We start from the raw sequence: 24,215 nt of genomic DNA on the forward strand, positions 1-24,215 counted from the left end.
CCACTGCCCCTTGTGGCAGATGCACCACTATCTCGTGGTGCAACTACTGCGGCGATACTGCTTGATCGCCCCTCGTGTTGTCCGGTGATTACCAGTTACCCCGAGCGACGCATCGGCATGGCCTTGTCACCTGCCCGGTTTAAGGAGGTTCGGCGATACGCCGGATTCCCACCGGCGGTGGATGGATCGTTTCGGAACTTGCCGTCGCGGGCACTTCACCTCGAAGCAGTGTAGAGACCGTGGCATTGCCGATGCGGCAAGCTGCAGCACAGTTCCTGCGCACACTGTGTGCCGTGCCAGGAGTTGACTGAACACGCAAGTGTTTTCGCAGCTTGGGCTTCAGGTCACTGTTGCGGCATCACATTTTTGCAACACAATAGAACAAAAAACCATCACAAACATTTGGTGAGTACAGCAAACACTGTCTGCCCCGGCAGAAAGATTCTGCGCGGCCGGTGTTGTCGAAGCGCTGGAAAAGCAGCCAAGAGTGTTGTCCCACAACCTCTCGGATGTGCAATCAGCTGCGGCAATCCACTCGGGAAACAGCGAAGAACACAGGAAGTTTGCTGCACCCATATCAAGGAGAAGTACACCTACATGGCTAAGATGATCGCCTTTGACGAAGAAGCACGCCGCGGCCTGGAAAAGGGCCTGAACACGCTTGCTGACGCGGTGAAGGTCACCTTAGGGCCAAAGGGACGCAATGTTGTCCTGGAGAAGTCCTGGGGTGCCCCGACTATTACCAACGACGGTGTGTCCATCGCCCGCGAAATCGAATTGGAAGACCCTTACGAAAAGATCGGCGCTGAGCTGGTTAAGGAAGTCGCCAAGAAGACTGACGATGTCGCCGGTGACGGCACCACCACCGCTACCGTGCTGGCACAGGCGCTGGTTCGCGAAGGGCTGCGTAACGTCGCTGCAGGCTCCAACCCGATGGGCATCAAGCGCGGCATTGAGCAGGCTGTAGCAAAGGTTACCGAAGAGCTGCTGGCTACCGCGAAAGAAATCGAAACCGAAGAAGAGATCGCTGCAACCGCTGGCATCTCTGCCGCTGATCCGGCAATCGGCAAGAAAATCGCGGAAGCAATGTATGCCGTTGGCGGCGGCAAGCTGAACAAAGAATCCGTGATCACAGTGGAAGAGTCCAACACCTTCGGTGTGGATCTGGAAGTTACTGAAGGTATGCGCTTCGACAAGGGCTATATCTCCGGCTACTTCGCCACCGATATGGAACGCCTCGAAGCTGTCCTGGAAGATCCATACATTCTGCTGGTCAGCTCGAAGATTTCCAACATTAAAGATCTCCTGCCGCTGCTGGAGAAGGTCATGCAGACCGGCAAGCCGCTGCTGATCATCGCTGAAGATGTGGAAGGCGAAGCACTGTCCACCCTCGTGGTGAACAAGATCCGCGGCACCTTCAAGTCCGTGGCTGTCAAGGCCCCAGGCTTCGGCGACCGCCGCAAGGCACAGCTGCAGGACATGGCTATTTTGACCGGCGGCCAGGTTATCGCAGAAGAGGTTGGCCTCTCCCTGGAGACCGCTGATCTGCCACTGCTCGGCCGCGCCCGCAAGGTGGTAGTCACCAAGGATGACACCACCATTGTGGAGGGTGCCGGTTCCGCAGACCAGATCGAAGGCCGGGTCAAGCAGATCCGCGCTGAGATCGAAAACTCCGACTCTGAATATGATCGGGAGAAGCTGCAGGAACGCCTGGCGAAGCTCGCCGGTGGTGTGGCTGTGATCAAGGTAGGCGCCGCCACCGAAGTTGAGCTGAAAGAACGCAAGCACCGCATCGAAGATGCTGTTCGCAACGCGAAGGCTGCAGTGGAAGAAGGCATTGTTGCCGGCGGTGGTGTGGCGCTCTTGCAGGCCTCCCACGTGCTAGAGAACCTCGAACTTGCCGGTGATGAAGCAACCGGTGTGAAGATCGTGGAAGCAGCTTTGGCTGCACCGCTGAAGCAGATCGCTGTCAACGCAGGCCTGGAACCAGGTGTAGTTGCCGACAAGGTTTCCCAGCTGCCTGCCGGCCAGGGTCTCAATGCCGCTACCGGTGAATATGTTGACCTGATGGCTGCAGGTATCAACGATCCGGTGAAGGTGACCCGCTCTGCCCTGCAAAACGCTGCCTCCATCGCGGCATTGTTCCTCACCACTGAGGCTGTGGTCGCCGACAAGCCAGCACCAGCCGGCCAGGGTATGCCGGATGCTGACGCTATGGGTGGCATGGGCGGTTTCTAATCCGCCACCTTCGGAAACCGCCAAATCTGCCGGTGATCACAGCAGCAGGCCGTTGCGCGTTGCGTGAGTTTCCCTGCTCGTGACAGGTTGTGCACACCTGCTACCGGCGGCGTGTTTCCAGCGAAAGATGTGTATGCGCGCCAGCTGCTCCCGTGTGGAGTAGCTGGCGCGTTGTGTATTTCGGCGCCCGCGTTCCCTGCTGCACAGCCTCGTCACAGAGCCAAGCGTGTCGTGGAGAGGATTCCGTTTTTTTCGGGGGATACCTACCTGAGTTTTACCAAGGTTGCAGTCACGCATTGTGGGGGAAGTCGGTGCACGGTGTGCTGCATCAGGGTTGGAGCCTTCAGTAGCACCAGATTGGGGCGGTTGGTGCTGCGACACTGGCAGCAGCTTCAGTAAACCCAAACGGGGGCAAAATTCTCAGTTTCAATTGAAAGAAATCTTATCTATCACGGGTGTATTAGCTGGCCCGGCAGGCAGTGTGGGGATGCCGGGTCAATGCAATAAACCCCCGGTACCAGCAGTGCTACGTCCATCTTCCCGGATGGTTGCAGGAACCCCGCGCCGAAACACATGCCGTCATTGGCGGATTTCCGGCGCTTCGGATTTGTCTTTTGCTGTGGATTTTTTTAGCGATTTCCGGCATTCTATCGACCAACGACTCAGCAGCATGTGTGCTGTTGTCGATTGATACAGCATGTCATTTATTGATGCTTCGAAACCATCAGTGTGATCGCCTTACCAATGGGAAGAGTCAAGCGATCAGCGTTTTCGTACGTCTGGATTACTAGCAGTGTTGCCCATGCCTGGGGTCTGCAACATTCCAAGCATCGCCTCATAGTGACGTGCTTGTCGGAAGGAACACATTACAACCTGGGCGAGGATGCTCGCAGTACAGCAGCAGCAAGTGTGTCTCGGTTTAGAGATATGCAAGTGGCCAGCTTGTGCAAGTGCGCATCGTTAGCCTCACATGACGGTCTCTGCAGCCAAGGGAACGTTACAAGGTGATGGTTGCAGCAGCATCAGCACGCTGTTGCAACTATGCCGGGCCTGGTTACCGCTGCGCTTAGGGATTGTCGGAAGGGACACCACACGTTGATGAAATCACCTCACGTCCGCAAGATTGGACTGTTAGCGAACGGCTCTCGCGTAAAGGTCATTGCTGCTGTTTGCTCAGTAGCGTTGGCAATGCCTGCAGTCGCCGCGGTTGATACCCCGTTTGCTCCTGCTCCACAAGCGCATGCTGGTACCGCAGTAGCCGACGCTTGGCCAATTCCGGCAGAAGTTGGCACTGTCAGCGCAGCCCGCAAGGGTAAGGTGCTGCAAACCGACGTTCGTTACGGCGGCCTTGTTGCGCCTGATGTGGTGCGGCTACAGGTGGCATATCGTGCTTCACTCGATCCAGGAGCCGAATGGCTGTATCTGAAGTTTGACGATCAATTCGCCAAACATATCGTGAGTATTGACGGCCGGTCCAATAAACCAAAGGTTGGGAGCTACGTCCGTTACTTCGAAAAGGTTGACGCCAATTCTAAAGACGGTGTGAACTTTGACGGTTCGTCCACAGCTAATCCTGATCCGTACGCCAAGACCGCCGACGGGACGATTTGGCGCGTTCTGAACTCCTTTAAGGGTGCGCACGCGCCAAACGCGTTGCAATCCGACCAGTTCTATCGCGGTGCGCTGAGCGGTAACTGGGGGCTGTTCGGGCGGCTGAGCCTGTCCGTCGACAACCGGGTGGCGGAGATCAATGTGCACCTGGACAAGCCAGTGAGCGAGATCATTAAGTCAGATGGTGCTCGGTCGACGGTGTATGCCCGCTGGCAGTCCAACCGGAGTAGTGGCCTCGAGCCACTGTTGTTTAAGGGCGTTTTCGAGGAAAGCCCCGACAAGGGTGCAACGATTGACCTCAACGAAACCAATATCGGCGAAGACGACCTCTCCAGCGTTACCACCTGGATTCAGGGTGTCGCTCGGATGAGCCTGAAAAACACCAACAACAATGTGTATGTCGGGGAAGGTGGGAAAACATCGGCACCTGCAGGTACGAGCGTTGTTCGGGCTAGTCACTCAGCCCTGTACAACGTAACTTATAACGGGATCGCTGACTCGAAGCCTTATCGGGTAAAGCTGCATGTAGATCCAACGGTGCTCGCGAATTTGGCCGATAATACCGTGCACGTCTGGCGCCCCGCTCTGGCCGCTGATACGGACAATAATAGGGCGGCGGAGCCAGTGATCTCGATTCCAGTCGACAAATTTGATGACAACGGTGATGTTTGGATTGCTCCAGATAATCCGATGAACGCGGACAACTATGTTCGCGCCAACGTGGCACAGTACATTTCCAAGAACAACTCATTGGACTTCGCTGGCGCGCTCGTCGTTGACATGGTCGTCAAGGATAGCTTCTTAGAGGATACGAACGCTGTCGCCAAGGTACCCAAGGATTCCGTAATTGTGGAGTTCTTCAAGTCCGGCAAGGACAATGAACAGCTTCCGGTGCCGAACTCCCGTGCCAGCGCTCCACTACTAAATCACAGCCTTGTCGACACCGATAATGACGGTATCCCTGATGTAACCGACACCGATGATGACAACGACGGTAACTCGGATAACAACGGCGGCAACGACGGTAACTCGGGTGGCAACGGCGGCAACGGCGGTAACTCGGATAACAACGGCGGCAACGGCGGCAACTCGGATAACAACGGCGGCAACGGCGGTAACTCGGGTGGCAACGGCGGTAACTCGGGTGGCACCGGCGACACTGGTGACACCAATGACAAGGGCGGCCGTGGTCTTTCCTCTGCGGTGATCAACGCCAACAGCACTTCGTCGAATTCTTCTGCTGCCGGCATTATCCCGATTCTGCTGGTGCTCGGGGCACTTGGTGCTGTCATCGGGTTCGCTGGAAACAGCGGATCCGCTGGTGGGGCGATTGTAGCCGGTGGCGGTATGGACGTTCCACTGCGTGACCAACTCTTGCGCCAAGGATTCCCGAAGAATATCGCGGACTTTTTGGCTAGCGCTGCCTGGAACTTGGGCTATCGCACACAGCAGCAAAATGACCAGTAGCCCATATTGGGCTGTTGCTTGAGCTTTCTGATCCTGTGGCGGAGCGCCAGTGCCCGGACTCTCCCGGAATGAGCACTTCTCGACTGGGTTTTGCCAGATGAGCTTCGCCACTGTTGCGGTGCCCACTATGCGGGATCGGAGCAAGCTCTTTGGTGCACACATAGCTGTGGCCACAATTGAAAAAGCACTCTCATCCCATCGGTGATCTGCGCTGCAATGTTGCACCGCACCCGGTGGGATGAGTTTTGTCCCAAGCGCTACATGGACGTTTGTGGGTTGGTTATTTTTGCATCGGCTGCGCTTCCCAGAAACGGTGTCGTTTCAAACAGTCGCCAAAATGGAAGCAATGCCACGGCCGGCTCTGTGGTGTGGGTCGGGTCACTTCCGGCGGTGGCTCTTTGGAGCAAGCACCAATCCCGGCAGTTAGCATCGACGATTTGGTGCTGCGCCACAAGTAGGGCTCTTCAACGAATGAGTCGGTATTGTTCCTAAACCAGCCGGTGCGCTGCATAAAGATAGAGTTGGCAAGAAAAACAACAGACACGTTTTACGCCCCCTGGTTGCAGTGGATTGTTTTGCTGCGCGCTTACTGTTTCCCCGGGGTGCACGGGTGCCAGGCTTAGGGGGAATATCGTGAGCATGAAAAGACCAGATCACAGCCCGATTACAGATGAAGAAACCCTGATGGTGGATGAGGGTAACTGAAGCTCAAATAAAGTATCACCTATGGTAAGTTAGCGCCGAACCATTCACCGGCGGCACATTGCGTGTTTTCGCACCCACCGGGTGGGACTTGCGTTCATGGATTCTTTGCAATGCTTGGGATACACCTTGGAGCGCGCAACGCTGATCGTTTCAGCACCGTTGCAAGCCAAGCGCCGCCGCGTTCCGGTGGATGGGGACTTACTGACAAAGTTTTCAAGAAAAACGACGCACAAGTCATTTCAACTTGTGTTCGATCACAAGGAGAAAAACAATGAAATTCCGCCGTTCTGTACTGTTGTTGTCCGCTGTCGCGGTTACCGCTAGCCTGGCAGCTTGCTCCGACGATGATGAAGCAAAGGTTGCCAAGGTGGAGGGTGTCGATGGCACCACCACTACGGTGGTTGCAACCGAGGATCGCGACCGTGACGACATCCACGACAAGGATCTTGACGACAAGCTCGACAAGGATTTGGACGACAAGATCATTGGCGACGTCAACGGTCTGGCGCTGCTGAAGACTGCACCGGCATGGCTCGTCGGCGACTGGGAAGCTGACGGTCGCGAACTCGAGATCGACGACGACGGCTCGATGTCGATTGAGGTGAACAACCCATTCGACGGCCAATACATTGACGCTGAATTGCAGCTTGCCGCGGTGGAAGGCGACCGCACCGAAGGTGAAGTCACCGCAGTGGTGATGAGCGTTGATAGCGACAACAATGATCCGAACTTCGCTCCAGAGTCGGTAATCAAGTTCACCGTTCGGGAAGGTGTCATTCGTGAATCGACTTCGACGGCGACCTTCTGTGACTCTCGGGCGCTGGTTGATCCGGACAAGGTGAATGTCTGCGCTAAGGGCTAGGATCCTCTTTTTTCGCTCTGCACATGCTGCCATAGTGGTCTGCAGATAGACGGAGTACAACGGTATCCAACACGTGCTGTGTTGGATACCGTTTTTTGTTGGTTGAACAGGTGTTGTTACACCCCACGGTGGGTGCGATATGCATGGGTTTTTGTGCACCGCGGTTCGGTGCGTACCGCCCCTGGTTTTCGCTGTCACGGGGTACAACTTCGGTGCAACCGTTGCCTGCAGCGTGCCGTTTTTCTCTTCGGCTGGTTTAGTGCGCCGGATTGGGGTGTACAAGATCAGCGAGCAGGGTGGCAATCCCGAGCACTAGGTCGTCGATGGTGGTCGGATTGTGCACTGCAGTGTTCGCGGCGCTTGCGGCTGGTAATTCGGTGTTGGGGGATGATGGTGCAGTAGTCAAGGGGTGTGCCGGTGGGTGGAACAGTGCGCGCACCTGTTGCGCAGTCTGTGCGGTGATAGGCTGCTGCAGATCAGCAACTGGCAATGCCGGAATATGGCAAAAACCGCCAGGAATGTTGGATTGTGCCAGGGTGTAGGCCGTCGTGTTGCACACGTATCGTCCCGGATCGTCAGATATTTCGGCCGCCAGTTGTTTGCTGTGGAGGCAAGCTACCAGTCGTTCCGGATCCCAGTTGGCTTTCAGTGGGCTGCCCACGGCGGCGGTAGTGGTGATGGCGGCATTGGTTTTGCGTATTCCATCATTGTCAGCCATGGTCGCGTGGCATTCGTTGTAGGCGTGACGTTCGATCTGTAATGCTTTGCGGGTGCCATCTTCGCCTAAACACAACATGGCTGCTGGGTGAAAATGATCGATGATTTGTTGAAGCTGGCTGCGGGCGCGCCGGAAACTCACCGGGAGTTCTACTGCGAGCAGGCAACACTTTGCTTCCTGGCTAACAAGATCGATGGTTGTGGTGGGCTGCCGCCAAACGCCTGTGGTATCGCCTTGCGTATCGCGGTTGGGATGCTGCGGCGGCGCGGATTGGGGTGTTGACCCGTTGGTATGCGACGGGTCTGTGAGCAGTATGTGGGTGAGCGCGGTGGCTGCTTGTTGTGTGGCGTTGACGGGGCGTCGCCCAAATGGCTCAAAATAGGTCATCACGATGGTGCGATCCATAGGGTTGACGTTAGTTGGTGGGAGTTCCCTGCCGCAGACAAGGGCTAGCCAGATTCCTCTTTTCCCTGCGTGGGAGCGCAGCAAAGGGGTGGATTGTTCGGTATGGTGGTCATCCGCGCAGCATCAGGTGCCAGGTTCCTGAGACTGTGACTGCTCGCAGGTGGTGTTCACCGATTGTTCCCGTCGCTTGCCTGCGGGGCACAGTTGCGCGTTGTTGCTCTTTTTCACCCACGGCAGGCAAATATGGCGCTCGATCTTTCTGTGCTCAACGAACTTTCTTCTGTTGCAGAGGTGCAACAAACTACGAGGGCGTTGCGGGCCACGAACCGGCCGGTGGTGTTGGTTCCGATATTTGGCCGTCCGCACACTGCCCATGCGGAGTTGATTGCGGCAGCGAAAAGTTTGCCGCGGGCTGTGGTGTTTGTCGTAGTGCTGCCGGGGATATGTAAACGGGATGAGGAGTTGACGGCGGCCGCAGCGCAAACAAGGGTCGAGTTTTCCGCGCAGGAAATCGACTATCTGGCGCAAGCTGGTGCGACATTGTTGTGGCGCCCGACAGCCGCGGAGGTGGCCGTTGCGGATGGTCGCACGATGGTGGATGCTGGTCGGTTGGCAACTGCGTTGCAGTCGGCGGTGTCGCCGAAAGCCGTCAACCGGTTTGTGACCACGATGGTCCGCCTACTGGGTTTGACTAGGGCGTCTGATGTGGTGATCGGGGAGCGATCCTATGTGCAACTTGTGGTGTTGCAGCAGGCCGTAAGCGATTTGGCTATGGGGGTGCAGGTGCACACGATTGGAGTGTTGCGAACCAGCAGTGGGCTGCCTTGTTCGCGCATGTTGGGGCAGGCTTCGCCGGCTGTGACGCAAGCTGCAATGACGATTTCGGCGGCGCTGGTGGCCGGCACCCATGCGGCCACCCAAGGCATTGCGGCAGCTATTGCGGCGACTCAGCAGGTTGTCGCGTTAGCACCGGGGCTGGACAGTGTGACGGTGACCGTAACCGATGATTGGTTGCAGGAAGTGACCGATACGACTGTTGGTGCAGCTGAGGATGCATATCGACTGCATGTTGTCGCAACGTGTGACGGTGTGACGTTATATGACCAAGGGACAGTGCTGGTGGGGGATGTGCGTCGGCGGCAGGAAAAAGAGATTGCTCAGGCGGCGTTAGCCGCCGCAGGTTTAGATGCTGAGCTCACTGAGGAAGAGTTCAGCGAATTGCAGCGGCTCCGGGAGTTGGTTGCGCGTCAGCAGACAGTGCGCAAAGCCTTCGGCAACGATGCCTCCGAGTAGTTCTTGGAAGGCGGCGGTGCTCTTGAGGTGTGTATGGTTCGTGTCTTGTTTCCCTCACACCAAGTTCACAGCTTTCACAATATTCACAGTAATTCACATCCGTCACAGCCTTGGCGTGGCCTGTCAAGAGTTTTGCAGGAAAAAGTCTAGTTAGTGCACCGTAATAACCGGCCATAATCGGTGGGGTTATCGCTGTAAAATCGGGCAACTAGCTGTGGCGACGGGGCGACCCCTATCAATTTCATAACAGCCATCCCGCGGCGCCGAGAAGCCCCCGAATTGGGGTAGTTTGCAACGATGCATATCGCCCGGAACGGGGAAATTTTGCACTATCGAAGAAGCATTTCCGGGTGTTACGAAATTTGAAAAATCCCTCTATCGACAATGGGATGCGAGCAGTCCAGAATGCTGCGTATTCCCAGGTGATACGGTTTGCGTCGCAGGTCAGGTGTGGCCTGTTTCACACAGGGTTGTCAATTGTAATGAGGGCGTTACGGAACCGTAATCAAATTTGCTGCTGTGAAAAAGTTGAAAAAACCGCTTGACGGGTGCTCAGGTGCGGAATAAGTTAGTTGCTGACGTCCTGAGGGGCGTCAGCAACTGGAAACATCTACCAGCTCCAGAGCTGGTTCCTCTCAAGGAGTTCACACATGGATCTCTCCCTCATCAAAACCCAGCTGGGCCAGTTCAAGACCTTCGTTGAAGCAACCGGTGGTCTGCTCGAGAACCTTCCGACCGTGCTGTATGACATCTACGGCCTGTTCAGCGGCAAGCTGAGCCTCTTCGGCAACTCTGCTGATTATAACCAGTCTGTCCTCGACTTCGGCAAGGAAATCGCTGAATCCAAGGCTAAGTAATCCAGTAGGTTACTTCAAGCAAATTCATCTCACCTTTTGACATCGCCTGAACAGGTGACCTGTCTTCACGTTCAGGCCGAAATTTTTTCCTAGGAGCTAACATGCTGGATTTCCTTAACACCGTTACCGGTTTCTCCACCGACGGTATCCTTCCTAACGTCTTCGACTTCCTGAAGCCATTCGCGAAGCTCGCTGGCAACGTCAAGGATCTGCTCGGCCTGATGCCGAAATAATCACTCGGCACTGCAGTAAATAACTGCAGAATCTCAAGCCTTTCAAAACCGCTTCTGTCACCAGACGTCTGTGACAGAAGCGGATTTTTGTTGCTGCAACTGCGGAGCCTTCGCTGCGCTGCCCGACAAACGCTGCCGGGGGTAGCTACAGGGGGAGAAACACAGAATGCGGGAAGAAGCACTGTGATAGCCGGGTGGAAAAACGCAGGTGGTCTACACCGTAGAAAAAGGTTGCCAAAAGGTCGTAAAACATCTGACATGCAGCGCCCCCGCGGGCTAGTGTTAAACCTATGGCAGACAACACCGACGAACTCCCAGTTATCAACCTCGCTGCAACCGAAGGATATGTTGTCGACGATTCCGACGATGACGATCCAGTGCTCATCAAACCAAATGGTGAACCTGTGGAAACGTGGCGGGAAAATTACCCCTACGACGAGCGGATGAGTCGTAAAGAATACGACCACATTAAACGCGCCCTGCAGATCGAGCTGCTCAAGTGGCAGAACTGGACGAAAGACACCGGGCAGCGGCATATTATTTTGTTCGAAGGTCGCGACGCTGCCGGTAAGGGTGGCACAATCAAGCGCTTCAACGAGCATCTCAACCCGCGTGGCGCCCGCACCGTGGCCCTGGAGAAGCCCAGTCCACGGGAATCAACTTCGTGGTATTTCCAGCGTTATATTCAGCACTTCCCAGCTGCCGGCGAAATCGTGTTCTTTGACCGTTCCTGGTACAACCGATCCGGTGTGGAACGAGTCATGGGTTTCTGCACCGAATCACAGCATGCCGAATTCCTGCGCGAAGTCCCCATGCTTGAAAATATGATCCTCGGTTCAGGGATTTCACTGACGAAGTTCTGGTTCTCGGTGACGCAAAAGGAGCAACGAACCCGGTTTGCTATCCGCCAGGTGGATCCGGTTCGCCAGTGGAAGCTGTCCCCGATGGACTTAGCATCGCTGGACAAGTGGGATGACTACACCTCAGCGAAAGAGGAACAGTTCCGGTACACGGACACTGATGAGTCCCCGTGGATTACCATCAAGTCCAACGATAAAAAACGTGCCCGCATTAATGCGATGCGCTATGTGCTCTCCAAGTTTGAATACACCGGCAAAGACTATGACATTGTCGGTGAGCCGGATCCGAAGATCGTGCTGCGTGGCCGCGATCAGATCGGCGACTAGCGCAGATATTGGGATTGTCTCGGTGACTTGTGGGCACACCCGCAGCACGGTGTGCTCTACAGAACAACGCCGCCGCCAGAAAACCTGGCAGGCGGCGTTTCTGCTTTCTTCTTCGGTGAACTGCCCAATGTCAAGCCAACATGAGTGCTGTGACCTGGCAATTTGGCGGGTGTGTTGGCTGCGGTGCCGGTGGCGCTTGCGAAAATGTAGTGCTGCGTATAGGGGAGAAAATCTGCAGTCAGCACCAATTGCCTGGGTGTACTATTGGTTCCCATGACCGATTACCGGGAAGCCAAGCAAGCAGCCCCGCGGATCCGAGCCTCGCATGCGGAACGGCAATTTGTTATGGATCGTATTGCTGACGCATTCGCTGAAGGGCGGCTGCTTCTTGCCGAATTTGAAGAACGAACCACAATAGCAGCCGGTGCAGTATTCCGCGATGAACTCACCCACCTGGTGGATGATTGCGGCGGTCTTCCGGCCTGGCCCAACGACACAGCCAATGGGGAAGTCACAGGTCATCAGGTGGATGTGCCAGGTCATACCGCGCAGCTGAGCAATCTGCCGGCTGCGAGAACACCTGAAACCACAGCTGTTGTACCAGCGTTGGTGCAGTCACCGAAGTGGGTTGTGTTGAGTTCCACCACTGAGCACATTGCTACCGCACCCGGCGGCTGCCATCGCACCATCACCGTCTTTGCGGATAGCACGCTTGACACCCGCGAATACTTCCGCAGTGGCAACCATGACCTGGAGATCAATCTGCACGTCGTCTTTGGGGATTGCAAAATTATCGTTCCGCCCGGCATCACTGTTGAGTCGGCGACGCAAGTGATCTTCGGTAATGTTGCGAGCCGGGTGAAGCCACCACGGAAGAAGATGATGCAGCGGGCGCTGCCAGCACCAAAGCACGGCGTGCTGCGCCTGACGGGTCGCGTCATATTCGCCAATGTCAAACTGCAGGAAGGCTAACCCTTCCAGGGGAAGGCTGCCCGGGGTTATCCATCCTGCTCGGTGACGGTGATCTCCTCGGTGGCGATAATCGCTTTCGCCAGCCCACGTAAGTGTTTCAGCTGCTTTTCACTCGACTCGTCCAAGGCCCGCTGTTCAGCTTGCTGAATTAAGGCAGCGAATTTCTTTTGCGCATTGCGACCCCGTTTGGTCGCCGCAACCTGCTGGCGGCGGCGATCTTTCTTATCCCGGGTGCGTTTCACATAGTTGCGTTGTTCAAGACCATCAAGCAGCCGCACCATGTCAGAGGCATCGATAGCAAGGAGTTCCCCTAACGCCGCCTGGGAGGCGGTCGCTTCCTCCACGAGACACGTCAATACCCAAAATTCCCGCATTGTGGTGTCATGTTCGGCCAGGGCGGCTTCCACTTCGTCGCGGGTTCGGCGGCGCAGTCGTTCAAGCTGAAATGAGGGGGATGCAAGAAGCTGCTGGGGGATCGCATCATGGTGCGGCATAGGGGTTAAGTCTACCTGGTAGCAGCGCATTGTTGCGGCAGGTTTCGCCGCGCGTTATGCAGTGGCGTTTGGCAGATTATTCCATTGCTAAACCGGCCGCTGCCCACGCGGAGGTGCCACCATCGATATTGATAGCGGAAATCTGTTGCTCGGCAAGATACGAACACATGCGGGAAGAACGGCCACCGCCGTGGCAGATAACATAAATATCCTGCGACTGGTCTAGTTCGGCGAGACGGTGAGGAAGTTCCCCAACCGGAATGTTTTTCGCCCCTTTCGCATGGCCGGCCTGGTATTCATCAGGTTCGCGAACATCGATGATTTGTGCGCCGGCGGGAACTTCGTTGACAGAAACTGCAGAGATAGCCATGAGTATTGCGTAGTCCTTTTGACTGTGTTCACACGTTGGGATGGGGGAGGTGATGGGATGTGCCGGTAGCTCACCTATCGCCTTGGCCACCAGCACATCGAAGCTGGTGATCAGCGGCGGCGAGGATCACCAACGGATATCACCATGGCGAACGTCGCTGCGCCACGACCTGCAGGTCGGCTGCCTGGCAGCACTAAGCAGACCTGGCAGGTTGCACGTTCACCGGATCAGATCAGAATATGGCCAGCGGTGCGCTAATGCCAACACTCGCCCCTGTACGGATGTGAACGCTCACCGGGGAGGGGAAAGATTCTGCCGCTGCTACAGCAAACGAGGATGCCGCGGGTAGCCATCCCGCCGGCTGTTGGACCTGGCGGGAAAATACGGCACTACCTGGCAGCATCAAGCAGTAACTATGGTGTAGTGCTGTCCTCATCCGCCGGATCCGTGGCGGCAGCTGCTGGTGGTTCGAACGCTGCGGTGTCTGCCACTGGCGGCGGTGGTGCAGCCGGATGTGGGCTGGCAGGTCTAGTCGAATGTGGGCTGGTTGGGGGAGTTGAATGCTCATCCACCGCAGGTGATGGATGATTCGGTGATGCGCTGCGCCGGGTGGGATCGCTTGGAATCTGGTTGACACTTGGGGAAGGGGAGCTCGCCTGAGGGGTGGTAAATCCTTCCCGCTGCAGGCGACGACGGTGCACTGCGGGGGTGGGCTGCTCGTTGTCGGATATCGACGGTGAATCAGCCACTGCTGAAGATTCGGGGGAATCCTGCCGGTTGCTGGCCGGTGGGGTTGGCTTTGCCACCTGGTTTGTTGTCGTAGGTGTTGCAGGGGATGGCGGACGGTGGCTTGTTGGGGGAGTGTCGGTGGCAGGTGGTGTTACCGAATCCGGCTGCGAGATACCGCTGCGACGACGACGTCGCTGCCACCAATGGCTGGGGGAGGCAGGATCGTTGCGGTGATGATCTGACGGTGTTGGAGTGTGCGGCGGCACGAGTGTGCCAGCTTCGTCCAAATAGCGTTTCAACGACGAGGACATGTGGCGTCCCACGAGTTTCAACCCTTCGGTCAACGTGTATTGCTGCACAGCCTCCGGGGCGTGTGGCACACCACCGGTGTGTGCAGGCGGCAAACTGTCGGCCGATATGCCAGGATTTGCGGGATGATCGATCTTCGGTGGGCATTGGTGCTGCCCAGGTTCGGTGGTGTTTTGTTCGGCACAACCCGCATCAGGTGCAGGATTGCTTCCAGCCGAGGGGGTTCCAATGCGTGGAAGCGCCTCATTGCGGGATTCCTCCGCGAAGCCAGTCGGGGAAGATAACCCTGCTGTATCCCCTGCAGCATATGGGGGGTAGGTTGCCGCACCGTTTGCAGACCCTGTAGCCGGAGCAGTCGACTGGGCGAGTTCCCGGCGCAGATGATGCAGCTCTTGGCGCAAAGTTTGCACCTCGTCGAGCAGCAGTTTCCCCTGCACCTCGTTGGCTTCATCGTCGCTTACTTGTTGCACCAACCAGGCGGCCACTGTAGCGGTCACAATACCGGCAACCGCAATACCGCCGATCATCAACACCACCCCGACGCCACGGCCAAAACTCGTCACCGGTGTGATATCGCCATAGCCGACAGTAGTGACCGTCACAATCGACCACCACAGTGCATCGCCGAAGGATTTAATCTGGCTGCCTGGCTGCCCATATTCGGCGTCATATATTGTCAACGCGGCAACCAAAATCATCAATGTGGAACCGATCGCCGTATAGATCGCCACTGTCACCTGCTGGCTTTTCGTGGAGAAGCGTTGCATCAAAAACAGCACCGGCACGACGCGCAGCACCCGCAGCGGTCGAAACCAGGGCAGCAGCACCACAATCAACTCATGCAAATGGGTGAAAAACCATTTCAGGCGGGGTTTCGCTAACGCCAAACGGACACAGTAGTCGATACCAAACACCAGCCACGTCAACCACATGCCCAATTCGGCGATTTGGGTGCCGCGGGCATCCGTTTTGCCTAAGGCTGCGCCGGTAAACAGCACCAAAAACACCACCGAGGCCAACAGCATTGGCCCTTCAACGCTGGCCTCCCATTTCTTTTGTGGGGGCGCATCTTCGGGAACATCCGGATAAAACACCGCATTGTAGGCATAGCGAATCCGGGCAAGACCCTGCCGAAGCGTATGCACTGCTGCTGGTGGGGTGTCTGACGAATGCGAATCAGCCATGGGCATAAGTTTGCCATGAACTCGTCAATTCCGGTGGCCGCAAGCACCCAGCAGCCGCCGCGCCTGCGGTGGGTAACACCTGAGCAGAACAACACCGACACGTGCAACAAAGCCACAGTTGCACCTTGTCCCCGCGGAACCCCCGCCGCATCCTGGTGGGTGAACCCCGGCCACACACCGCCCCCGCACCCCGGCGCGCCCGCACCGGGGTGATAAACCAATCCAGGCAAGCCACAGGCGCGCCCCTGGCCAGAACCTGAAACAATCGCAATCCGGCGAAGCCACCATCGGGGAGAACCACAACCCGAAAAACCACACCACCCGGACTGCTGCCAGTTGTGAGCTGTGCCAGCAGTCCGGGTGGGACATAAGAATGTTCGGCAAACCAGCGCACTATTTGGTGTGGGCAACCCCCGATTGGTGGAAGGTGTGCCGGTGCGCGGCGGTTACCGCCACTGAAGCCGTGCCCACCAAATCGTCGGGGGCAGTACGTTCAGCGTTGGGGAAAATCGATTAGCCCTGGTAGCGGTCTTTCGCCTCGGCAAGGATCTGTTCCGCGGCGGCCTTGTCGCCCCAGCCGGTGCCAGAGACTTCCTTGCCCTTCTCGAGATCCTTGTAGTGGACGAAGAAATGCTCAATTTCGTCGCGCAGATGCTGCGGCACATCGTCGATGGTCTGCATGTGGTCGTAGCGGACATCATCAAGCACGCAGATCAGCTTGTCGTCGCCGCCGGCCTCATCGGTCATGTTGAACACCCCAAGCACGCGGGCATCCACCAGGCAGCCGGGAAATACCGGCTCCGGAAGGATGACAAGTGCATCCAGCGGATCGCCGTCTTCGCCGAGGGTGTGGTCGATAAACCCATAGTCGGTCGGATAAGCCATCGGGGTAAACAGATAACGGTCAAGCTTCACCTTGCCGGTCTCGTGGTCAACCTCATACTTGTTCCGGGAACCGGCCGGGATTTCGATAGTAACTTCAACGCTCATAGCAGCACACATGCCTTTACTTGGGTGAGTATCTTGCGGCCAACAGCTGCCGGGAAGATACCGGGCTGGCTGGCAACAGGTACAACTGATCAATGATCTGGTGTTCACACTGTGGGCAACAGCAGCAGATTAAGGCAGCGGACAGCACGATGCTGCTGCCGCGCAGCTGAAAAACCCGTGACCGGTGATGCCACAGGCGTCTGTGCACATGTGAAAACACCCAGCAGTCTAGTCGTATTCGCCCGGCTGCGTGACACTGCCCAACGAAAACCGGCGACTTTGAGGATGTGACCATCGTCGCGGAAACCGGGGACAGCGGGGCAAAAGAAGTACCTGGTGCTGCCGGAAGTAACAATTGCCGCATACCCCACCTGCTCTTCGGCCAGATCCTGCCAGATCTACGGATCATCCCAGCGGAATAACAGGTCGCTGCCAGGAAACGGCGGCATACTATGCGCAGTAGGAACGCAAGTCTGCTGTGTGAAAATTCACGACTGCACACTGCAGAAGATAGCCAAGCTGACAGGTGGAATACTGCTTGCTTCGTGTCGCAGCAGGCACCGCACCCCGGTGCCTGTGACATGTATGTAGCCGCCGCTGATCCCGGCTGGGGTGTAGCAGCCGTGGCACGCCGCCAGGATTGCCCTTGTGTTCCGCAGTTTGTATCCCCGTGTATCTCCCTTACCGCAAAGGAACACCGCAATGCGTCGCGACTATGGCCGGATCCTTCGACTCATCGCAATCTACTATTTGCTGGCGGCAACCGGATTCGGCATCGCCCACTACGGATTCGGGATCAACTACACCGACCAAGCCATGATGCTTGCCGGTATCCCCATGATGGGCGTCCTCGCCGGTGTGGTGTGGTGGAACCTGCGAACACTGCACCCGCAATGGAATACCTGGCGTCAATTCACCTGGCGCTGGGACTATACCCCGATAGCGGCCGTACCAATCCTCACCCTGCTCGGGGTGGTGTCCACCTATGTGGAGGCCGCGATCGCCGGCACCTTCAGCTGGGTACTCCCCGCAGCAACCGTAGTCGCCGCCTGCATCGGATTTGCAGAAGAAGGCATGTTCCGCAGACTCATCCTCGATATGCCTGCAGCTCGCAGCAGCCTCGGCGGGATGATCCTTGCATTTGCTACCTCGGTGATCAGTTTCGCACTGTTGCACATGATGAACGTATTCGCGGGACTGTCTATCAGCGATGCCTGGAATCAGACGCTCTACACGGTGCGCTTCGGCGTGGTTGCGGCACTCATCTATCTGGTGACCCGCAACTTTGTGGCCGTCGCCGTCTGGCATATGGGCATTGACTACAGTCTTTTTGTGAGCCAAGTCGGTGTGTTTCGCGCTGATGCAATCCTTGGCCTGGGGGTGGACTGGATCTGTAAAATCACCACCATCTTGTGCCTGTGCTACGCGCTCGTCGGCCTCTATCGGTGGTGGAAAGCAGGCCACCGGGGTGCACCCCAACTCAACCCGTGGGCGACACACACGCTATAGCGCCACAGCTGAAAAGACACCGCCCTGGCATGCCTGGTGTTTCCAAGGTGTGCACCTTATCTCGTCACACTTACCGCGCCGGGCCGCATCACACCGCGCCGCAAGCTACAGACTGCAGCGATAGCGCTAGGCGACGAGCAGTGTTGCACGGGAAAACTGCGAGATCCCTAACACTGGCTAGTGGCACATCGGCCAGATCACCACAGCCGGTGGCGCGCCGGGTTATTCACGAAAACCGTGCTCATACTAGCCACCCCAGGTGGCCGCGTTTTATTCTTACACTTTATCTGCCTGCCAGGAGCGCAACAATGATTGTGCATCCCGCACTGCTGTGAAGCTGGCAGGCGCTGCAGAGCCCAGAAAAAACACTGCAGTCACCGATGTAGCTGAAGAATGGTGTAACCAACGCTTTGATGAATACGCAATCCCAACAACCCGGCAAACAGCCAACCACAACACAACAGCAACCCTCCCCTTCACAAACCGGGGCACGTCCCTTAGTGCAGGAACAGCTCGCAGCCACTGATCATCTGCAGCCGGCCGCACCGAAGGGGGATGCTTCCCAAACCCCGGTCGTGGAAGGCATGGGTGCAATTCCGCTGCCCGATGGTGGCTACGCCTTCCGGGTGTGGGCACCCAATGCGACATGTGTCAGTGTGGTTGGTGATTTCAACAATTGGAATGACACTGCCCATCCGCTGCACAGCGAAGGTGCCGGCAACTTCTACGGGGTGGTGCCGGAGGCTGCCACCGGTGACGAATACCAATTCGCCATCGTCAACGGTGATGCCACCTTTTTTCGCATCGACCCGCGGGCATTGAAAGTCACCAATTCGGTGGGCAACGGTGTGCTGTACAACCATGCCGATTTTGACTGGGAAGGCGACAATTTTGTCTGCCCTGGTCTGCACGAGCTGGTGATCTATGAAACCCACATTGGGTCGTTTGTCGACAATGGTCTCGACAAGCCAGCCAATATTGACGATTTGGCCGCCAAGCTGGACTATTTGGTGAACCTTGGGGTAAACGCCATCGAACTGATGCCGCTGATGGAGTTTGCCGGCGATTATTCGTGGGGCTACAACCCGGCAAATATTTTCGCCGTCGAGTCTTCCTACGGCGGACCAGATGCCCTGAAACACTTCATCAAACATGCCCACGCCCGTGGCCTGGCAGTGATAATCGACGTGGTGTACAACCATTTTGGTCCATCGGATCTATCGCTGTGGCAGTTTGACGGGTGGAGCGAAAACGACAAGGGCGGCATCTACTTCTATCAAGATTGGCGCTCCTCTACCCCATGGGGTGATACCCGACCGGACTATGGGCGCAGAGAAGTCCGCGATTTTATCGCCGACAATGCGCGCATGTGGCTTTCGGATTATCACGCCGACGGGCTGCGGCTCGACATGACCCCATATATGCGCAAAGTGGACGGGTTCAGCGGGGATATTCCTGACGGCTGGTCGATGATGAGTGAAATTGGCTGGCTCGTGCGGGAAAACTTCCCAGGCAAGATTGTCATCGCGGAAGATTTGCACAATGATCCAGCAGTCACCTCCGCGGAGGCATATGGCGGCAACATGCACGCCCAATGGGATTCGCAATTTGTCCATCCCATCCGGGAAGCGATCACCACCAGCGATGATCATGCCCGGTCGGTAGAGGCGGTGAGCAACGCGGTCACCCACCAATATCATCACAGTTTTGATCGGGTGATCTACACCGAATCCCATGATGAGGTGGCCAACGGCTCGGCCCGGGTAACTACGGAAGTCGATAGTGCCAACCCGGATGGATGGGATGCACAGAAACGGGCTACGTTAGGGGCGGCATTGGTGTTGACCAGCCCCGGTGTGCCGATGCTATTCCAAGGCCAAGAGTTTTTAGAAGATGAATGGTTCCGGGACACGGTGCCACTTGATTGGGAGCAGGCCTGGAAGTTTCGGGATATCACCCGAATGTTTAGGAACATGATTAGTCTGCGGCGGAATCTGGACGGTACCACCCCCGGGCTGACCGGCCCGGTGACCCGTGTTCTCTTCAGCGATGCAGCCGCCCAAGTGCTGGTGTATAGCCGGGAAACGCTGGACGGCAATGCGACGGTGGTGGCAGTGAATTTTGCCCGCGATCCTCGCGAAGTAACAGTCACCATGCCTTATGACGCGACCTGGAAGGTGCGGTTAAACACTGATGCATCCACCTATTCCACCGTGTTTGGTGGGCATGAAACCTTTGGGTTTACTGGCCGCACCGGGCAGCTGTCGATAGGGCCGTTCACTGCCACGGTGCTCAGCGCCGGATAGGGGATGTGGTTGGCCAGTGTTTGCTGGCAAAAAAGGGGGAATAGGCAGGTGGCGCACATGCGCCACCTGCTTTGTGCGGTGTTGTTCACGGCTGGCATAGGGTGCGTGCTTGCCGCGCACACTAGCGGGATGCGTTGCCGCGCTGCCAGGTGTGGCGGTACAACTCGGCGGGTTGTGCAACAAGTGGGTGGGGAAGTTGTCTGATTGCGGGGGTGTCGGGGGTGATGGGATTGGTTGGGGGATGGCGGCGGAGTTTCGCGTGAGACTGTGGGGGAGGATGCCGCGATCGGAGCGGGGATGGGGGATTTTCCAGCAGCATTAAGCGTGTGTAACTTGGGGTGATTTTTCCTTACAAGGTTGGGTGCTTCCTGCCAGAATCCGGAAGTGTCCGTCATGTGAGATGCGTGCTAGTGTCCTGATGGGTTTGCATGGGGACGCAGCGCGTATGTTGTTGTGGCCTTTGCGACCTTGCATAGGGAATGCTCGACGAATGTTGCCACCGCCAGGCGTGGATGGTTTTTCCGTCGTCTGCCTCCTTATGTGTTATTTGTCCGGCACATCGTTTGTAAGGACTCCGGTTACCATGTCAGATGCTTCACAAGCTTCCGCGGCGATTGTGCCTGCCCCCAGCGCCGCCGCGTCGCGGCCACGGATTTTCGCCGCCACTTTTGTCTCTGAGATTGCTGTCGGCGCCCATGTTGGTGGTGTTGGTGCGCTTATCGCACTGCTCAGCGTCGATTTCGGGTTGCCGATCAGCCACTTTGCGATCCTCGGATCATTCCTCGGGGTTGGCATGGTCGGTTTTTCGCTGCTGTCGAAATGGTTGATGAAAGCTACCGCCGGGATGGTGCTGCAGCTGGCAGCAACCCTGGTGATTGTTGGTGCCCTCGGTTTGGCGTTCGCCCCGTGGGCGAATGTGGCTATCGCTTCGGGATTGTCGGTGGCTTTAGGTACATCGCTGGTGATTTTGATTGTGCCGGCGGTCCTCGCCGGGCCGCGGCGCGCCCGCGATATTGCGCTGGCTAACGGTGCATCGTCGGCGGCTTCCATTGTCAGTCCGCTGCTCTACGGATTGTTTGCATCCATTCCGTGGCTGGAAGGCCGCTGGGCAGCGTTGATGCTTGCTTTGCCAGCAATCTATGTGTTGGCCACTATTCGCCACGTCGACTTTGTTGATACGCCTTCCGCGTTTGCGGAACGGTGGGCTGGCCGCCGGACGAAACGTCGCAAAGATCTTGCCGACAAGTTTGGGGCGGTGGAATCGGTGCAGGCCTTTGGCGGCGCCGAACAGGTTGCTGAAGACGAAATGGGTCGTGCTGCCCTCCCGCAGGCGGCTGGTGCTGTCCACGAGCCGAATATTAGCCAGGGTCGTGCACCGGTGACGAAGAAGCAACGCATCCAGGTTGGTATGGGGCTTGCCCGGGTCGCCTTGTCGCTCGTCGCCGAGTTTGCGCTCTACACCTGGGGTGTGGCGCGTCTGCTGGAGATCGGGGTGCCGAATGCGACCGCTGCCACCTTAGGTGCGGTGTTCCCGCTGGGGATGGCTGCCGGGCGTTTATCGGCCGGTATTTTGATCCGTTGGCGCTATATTTTCGTCACCTCCATTGCCGCTTCGATGATCGGCACCATCATTATCGGTACCGGCACGTCACTGCCGTGGCTGATTTTCGGGTTGCTGCTGGCCGGTTGCGGCAACGCGCTGCTGTATCCGATCACGGTCGACGATTTAGTTGCCCAGCCGTCACTGTCGGCAAACCGGGCGGCTGCCCTGTCCGCGCTTTCCGGCGGGGTAGTGGTGTTCATCATGCCGATTTTGCTGGCATGGGTGCAGCAGTTCCTTTCCCTCGGGCATTCGCTGCTGCTGTTATTCCCCATTACGCTGCTGTTGTTTGTGCTGCCCAGCGGACGGCATTCCAGCACGGTTCGCCGATCCCGGCGGCGGGGCAAACGCATCGATGCGGAAATCCACAACTCACCGGCACCGCGGGTGCAATAGGTGCGGCCATACGAGCCGGAAAACCCCAGCGGGGAACAGTCGGTGGGTGCACTACATGCACGGTGGTGGGAACATCACTTTGCCACGGTGCTGGCGTGCCAGCACCGCTGCGCCGACGGGCGCTCACCGGCTGCTGCAGGCCGAGTAGCCGCTTGGTGATAGACGCTGCTCACTGTTGCCGTGTTTCGCCGCGCCACGGCCCAGGGAGGGTATAGCTGGTGGTAGGTTGGTGCGAATCGGGCTATGTTGCCTGGAATAACACTGGGGAAGGGTGATGGTGTGCAGCGCGGATACATGGCAATAGTGGCGGCAGCAGTAGCTGCCGTGGTGGCAGTTGGTGGGGTGGCTGCCGCAACCGGGCAGCTGGATCGTCCGCTTGTGGTCGATCCGCCACGCACACTGCCCCCGCTGCCGGAGCTGCCCGCCCCGGCAACTATTCCCCTTGACCCGGGGCAGAAACATGCCCTGGCAGCCGCCCTGCAAGAGGCAGCCGCCGATCCGGCGTTGGGAAACTTCACTGCCGCGGTCGTCGATGCCAACACCGGGGAGCTGCTGGTTGGGATCAATCCGCGGGCTGCCCGACCGGCCAGCGTTACGAAACTCTTGACCGCGGCCGCTGGGCTGTGGACACTCGGGGAACAGTATCGGATTCCCACCACGGTGGTGGCAGGTGTCACCCCCGGTGAGGTGATTCTTCGCGGCTTCGGTGACCCCACCCTCAACGAGCAGCGCCTCACCATGCTTGCCCGTGACGTGCTGCAGACCGTCGACGGTCCAATCACCGCGGTCGCTGTGGATACCTCCACCTATTCGCCGGTGACGATTGCCCCTTCCTGGCATGCCGAAGATATCCCCGGCGGATTTATCGCCCCAGTGGAGCCGCTCATGGTTGCCGGCGGCCGTGTCGACGGGCAGCCAACCGGCGATGTGCCCCGCAGCATGACCCCAGCGCTTGATGCCGGCAACCAATTCGCCGCTATTCTTGCCCGGGAAGCGGCTGCTATGGACAACATGTTCAGCGGGAATGGTGAGCCGCCGGCTGTGGTGGACCTGGCCCCGGTGCGGCTGCTCACCGCCGAAGAGGCAGCCAGCCTGCCGGCATATCAACCAACCCCTACTGGTGAACAGTCGTCGGGCAACACGGCAACTTCTGCGAGTGGACAACGTGCCCTTGCCGACGGTGACAACCTGTTAGCGGTGAGCTATGCACCGCCGCTGCGGGAGGTGTTAGCGGTGATGTTAGAAGACAGCGACAATGTGTTGGCGGAAACCGTGGGGCGGCAAGTCGCCCTCGCGCAAGGCGTTACTGCCCCCGACTCGGCGGCCGCGGCAGCCGCGGTGCGGCAAGCACTTGCCGCACACGGAATCACCAGCGACGATCTGGTTCTGGTTGACACCTCTGGGCTCAGTGACGACAACCGCATCAATCCCCAACTACTTGCCGATCTGCTGCAGCACACCACCAGCGACCGGCGACTAGACGCGTTAACCGATGGCCTGCCGGTGGCAGGCGCCACCGGCACCCTTGCCGGCCGCTACCTTGCACTGCCCGGCGCCGGGTTTGTGCACGCCAAAACCGGCACCCTCATCGGGGTGTCCTCACTGGCTGGCACAGTGAGCAACCCCGCCGGCAACGCATTCGTTTTCGCCGCAATCGCCGAAGACACCAACGCGTTGGATGCCCGCCCCGCCCTTGACCGGTTCGCCAGCATCCTGGCGCAATAATCCACCGCTTTGCAACTACTCCTGCAACACTTTTCCCACTGAGCCCCCATACGAT

General features: G+C 57.7%; 19 protein-coding genes. 13 read left to right on the forward strand and 6 right to left on the reverse strand.

Going from position 1 to position 24,215, the window contains the following annotated elements:
• The first annotated feature begins 12 nt into the window (after nucleotides 1-12).
• The 4 genes from CCHOA_RS01350 to CCHOA_RS01365 all read left to right on the forward strand — a co-directional run bounded on the left by CCHOA_RS01350 (nucleotide 13) and on the right by CCHOA_RS01365 (nucleotide 6,883).
• Nucleotides 13-234, forward strand: a complete 222-nt coding sequence (locus CCHOA_RS01350) for a hypothetical protein (RefSeq protein ID WP_123925983.1) — start codon at nucleotides 13-15, stop codon at nucleotides 232-234.
• A gap of 363 nt (nucleotides 235-597) precedes the next feature.
• Nucleotides 598-2,238 (forward strand): chaperonin GroEL, encoded by a 1,641-nt coding sequence (groL, locus tag CCHOA_RS01355; protein WP_123925985.1) that lies wholly within the window; start codon nucleotides 598-600, stop codon nucleotides 2,236-2,238.
• A gap of 1,098 nt (nucleotides 2,239-3,336) precedes the next feature.
• The gene (locus CCHOA_RS01360) at nucleotides 3,337-5,316 is read left to right on the forward strand and encodes a hypothetical protein (RefSeq protein WP_123925987.1); all 1,980 of its coding nucleotides are present in this window, start codon (nucleotides 3,337-3,339) and stop codon (nucleotides 5,314-5,316) included.
• 976 nt (nucleotides 5,317-6,292) lie between these two features.
• Nucleotides 6,293-6,883 carry a hypothetical protein gene (locus CCHOA_RS01365; protein WP_123925989.1) on the forward strand — a complete coding sequence of 197 codons (591 nt, stop codon included), beginning with the start codon at nucleotides 6,293-6,295 and terminating at the stop codon, nucleotides 6,881-6,883.
• 256 nt (nucleotides 6,884-7,139) lie between these two features.
• Here the strand turns inward: CCHOA_RS01365 and CCHOA_RS01370 are convergent, their stop codons facing one another.
• Nucleotides 7,140-8,090, reverse strand: a complete 951-nt coding sequence (locus CCHOA_RS01370) for a pyroglutamyl-peptidase I family protein (RefSeq protein ID WP_164472339.1) — start codon at nucleotides 8,088-8,090, stop codon at nucleotides 7,140-7,142.
• Between the two features lie 159 nt (nucleotides 8,091-8,249).
• Between CCHOA_RS01370 and CCHOA_RS01375 the strand changes: the two genes are divergently transcribed.
• The 4 genes from CCHOA_RS01375 to ppk2 all read left to right on the forward strand — a co-directional run bounded on the left by CCHOA_RS01375 (nucleotide 8,250) and on the right by ppk2 (nucleotide 11,576).
• Nucleotides 8,250-9,299: a pantoate--beta-alanine ligase gene (locus CCHOA_RS01375; RefSeq protein ID WP_123925993.1), complete on the forward strand. Its 1,050-nt coding sequence runs from the start codon at nucleotides 8,250-8,252 to the stop codon at nucleotides 9,297-9,299.
• A gap of 650 nt (nucleotides 9,300-9,949) precedes the next feature.
• Nucleotides 9,950-10,156, forward strand: a complete 207-nt coding sequence (locus CCHOA_RS01380) for a PorH family porin (RefSeq protein ID WP_123925995.1) — start codon at nucleotides 9,950-9,952, stop codon at nucleotides 10,154-10,156.
• Nucleotides 10,157-10,257: 101 nt separating this feature from the next.
• Nucleotides 10,258-10,389 (forward strand): PorA family porin, encoded by a 132-nt coding sequence (locus CCHOA_RS01385; protein WP_123925997.1) that lies wholly within the window; start codon nucleotides 10,258-10,260, stop codon nucleotides 10,387-10,389.
• A 290-nt stretch (nucleotides 10,390-10,679) separates the two neighbouring features.
• On the forward strand, nucleotides 10,680-11,576 hold the full coding sequence (gene ppk2, locus CCHOA_RS01390) for a polyphosphate kinase 2 (RefSeq protein ID WP_123925999.1): 897 nt from the start codon (nucleotides 10,680-10,682) through the stop codon (nucleotides 11,574-11,576).
• 56 nt (nucleotides 11,577-11,632) lie between these two features.
• On the opposite strand, the gene CCHOA_RS01395 is transcribed toward ppk2, so the two are convergent.
• Nucleotides 11,633-11,824 carry a hypothetical protein gene (locus CCHOA_RS01395; protein ID WP_123926001.1) on the reverse strand — a complete coding sequence of 64 codons (192 nt, stop codon included), beginning with the start codon at nucleotides 11,822-11,824 and terminating at the stop codon, nucleotides 11,633-11,635.
• Between the two features lie 25 nt (nucleotides 11,825-11,849).
• Here CCHOA_RS01395 and CCHOA_RS01400 point away from each other — a divergent pair, with 25 nt between their 5' ends.
• Nucleotides 11,850-12,548, forward strand: a complete 699-nt coding sequence (locus tag CCHOA_RS01400) for a DUF1707 SHOCT-like domain-containing protein (RefSeq protein WP_123926003.1) — start codon at nucleotides 11,850-11,852, stop codon at nucleotides 12,546-12,548.
• Nucleotides 12,549-12,574: 26 nt separating this feature from the next.
• Here the strand turns inward: CCHOA_RS01400 and CCHOA_RS01405 are convergent, their stop codons facing one another.
• From CCHOA_RS01405 to CCHOA_RS01420, 4 genes are all read right to left on the reverse strand, one after another.
• On the reverse strand, nucleotides 12,575-13,042 hold the full coding sequence (locus tag CCHOA_RS01405; RefSeq protein ID WP_123926005.1) for a MarR family winged helix-turn-helix transcriptional regulator: 468 nt from the start codon (nucleotides 13,040-13,042) through the stop codon (nucleotides 12,575-12,577).
• Nucleotides 13,043-13,118: 76 nt separating this feature from the next.
• Nucleotides 13,119-13,412, reverse strand: coding sequence for a rhodanese-like domain-containing protein (locus tag CCHOA_RS01410; RefSeq protein WP_123926007.1), 294 nt, complete (start codon nucleotides 13,410-13,412; stop codon nucleotides 13,119-13,121).
• 413 nt (nucleotides 13,413-13,825) lie between these two features.
• Nucleotides 13,826-15,634 (reverse strand): potassium channel family protein, encoded by a 1,809-nt coding sequence (locus tag CCHOA_RS01415; RefSeq protein ID WP_164472340.1) that lies wholly within the window; start codon nucleotides 15,632-15,634, stop codon nucleotides 13,826-13,828.
• 513 nt (nucleotides 15,635-16,147) lie between these two features.
• Nucleotides 16,148-16,624: an inorganic diphosphatase gene (locus tag CCHOA_RS01420; protein ID WP_123926011.1), complete on the reverse strand. Its 477-nt coding sequence runs from the start codon at nucleotides 16,622-16,624 to the stop codon at nucleotides 16,148-16,150.
• Nucleotides 16,625-17,326: 702 nt separating this feature from the next.
• On the opposite strand from CCHOA_RS01420, the gene CCHOA_RS01425 reads away from it, so the two are divergent.
• From CCHOA_RS01425 to dacB, 4 genes are all read left to right on the forward strand, one after another.
• Nucleotides 17,327-18,133 (forward strand): CPBP family intramembrane glutamic endopeptidase, encoded by an 807-nt coding sequence (locus tag CCHOA_RS01425; RefSeq protein ID WP_123926013.1) that lies wholly within the window; start codon nucleotides 17,327-17,329, stop codon nucleotides 18,131-18,133.
• A gap of 413 nt (nucleotides 18,134-18,546) precedes the next feature.
• Entirely contained in the window at nucleotides 18,547-20,439 is a 1,893-nt protein-coding gene (locus tag CCHOA_RS01430; RefSeq protein ID WP_206425808.1) for an alpha-amylase family glycosyl hydrolase, read from the forward strand.
• A 583-nt stretch (nucleotides 20,440-21,022) separates the two neighbouring features.
• Nucleotides 21,023-22,435 carry a hypothetical protein gene (locus tag CCHOA_RS01435; RefSeq protein WP_123926015.1) on the forward strand — a complete coding sequence of 471 codons (1,413 nt, stop codon included), beginning with the start codon at nucleotides 21,023-21,025 and terminating at the stop codon, nucleotides 22,433-22,435.
• A gap of 243 nt (nucleotides 22,436-22,678) precedes the next feature.
• Nucleotides 22,679-24,160 carry a D-alanyl-D-alanine carboxypeptidase/D-alanyl-D-alanine endopeptidase gene (gene dacB, locus CCHOA_RS01440; RefSeq protein WP_123926017.1) on the forward strand — a complete coding sequence of 494 codons (1,482 nt, stop codon included), beginning with the start codon at nucleotides 22,679-22,681 and terminating at the stop codon, nucleotides 24,158-24,160.
• Nucleotides 24,161-24,215: the final 55 nt, after the last annotated feature.

The organism is Corynebacterium choanae (genome assembly GCF_003813965.1).
GTDB lineage: Bacteria > Actinomycetota > Actinomycetes > Mycobacteriales > Mycobacteriaceae > Corynebacterium > Corynebacterium choanae.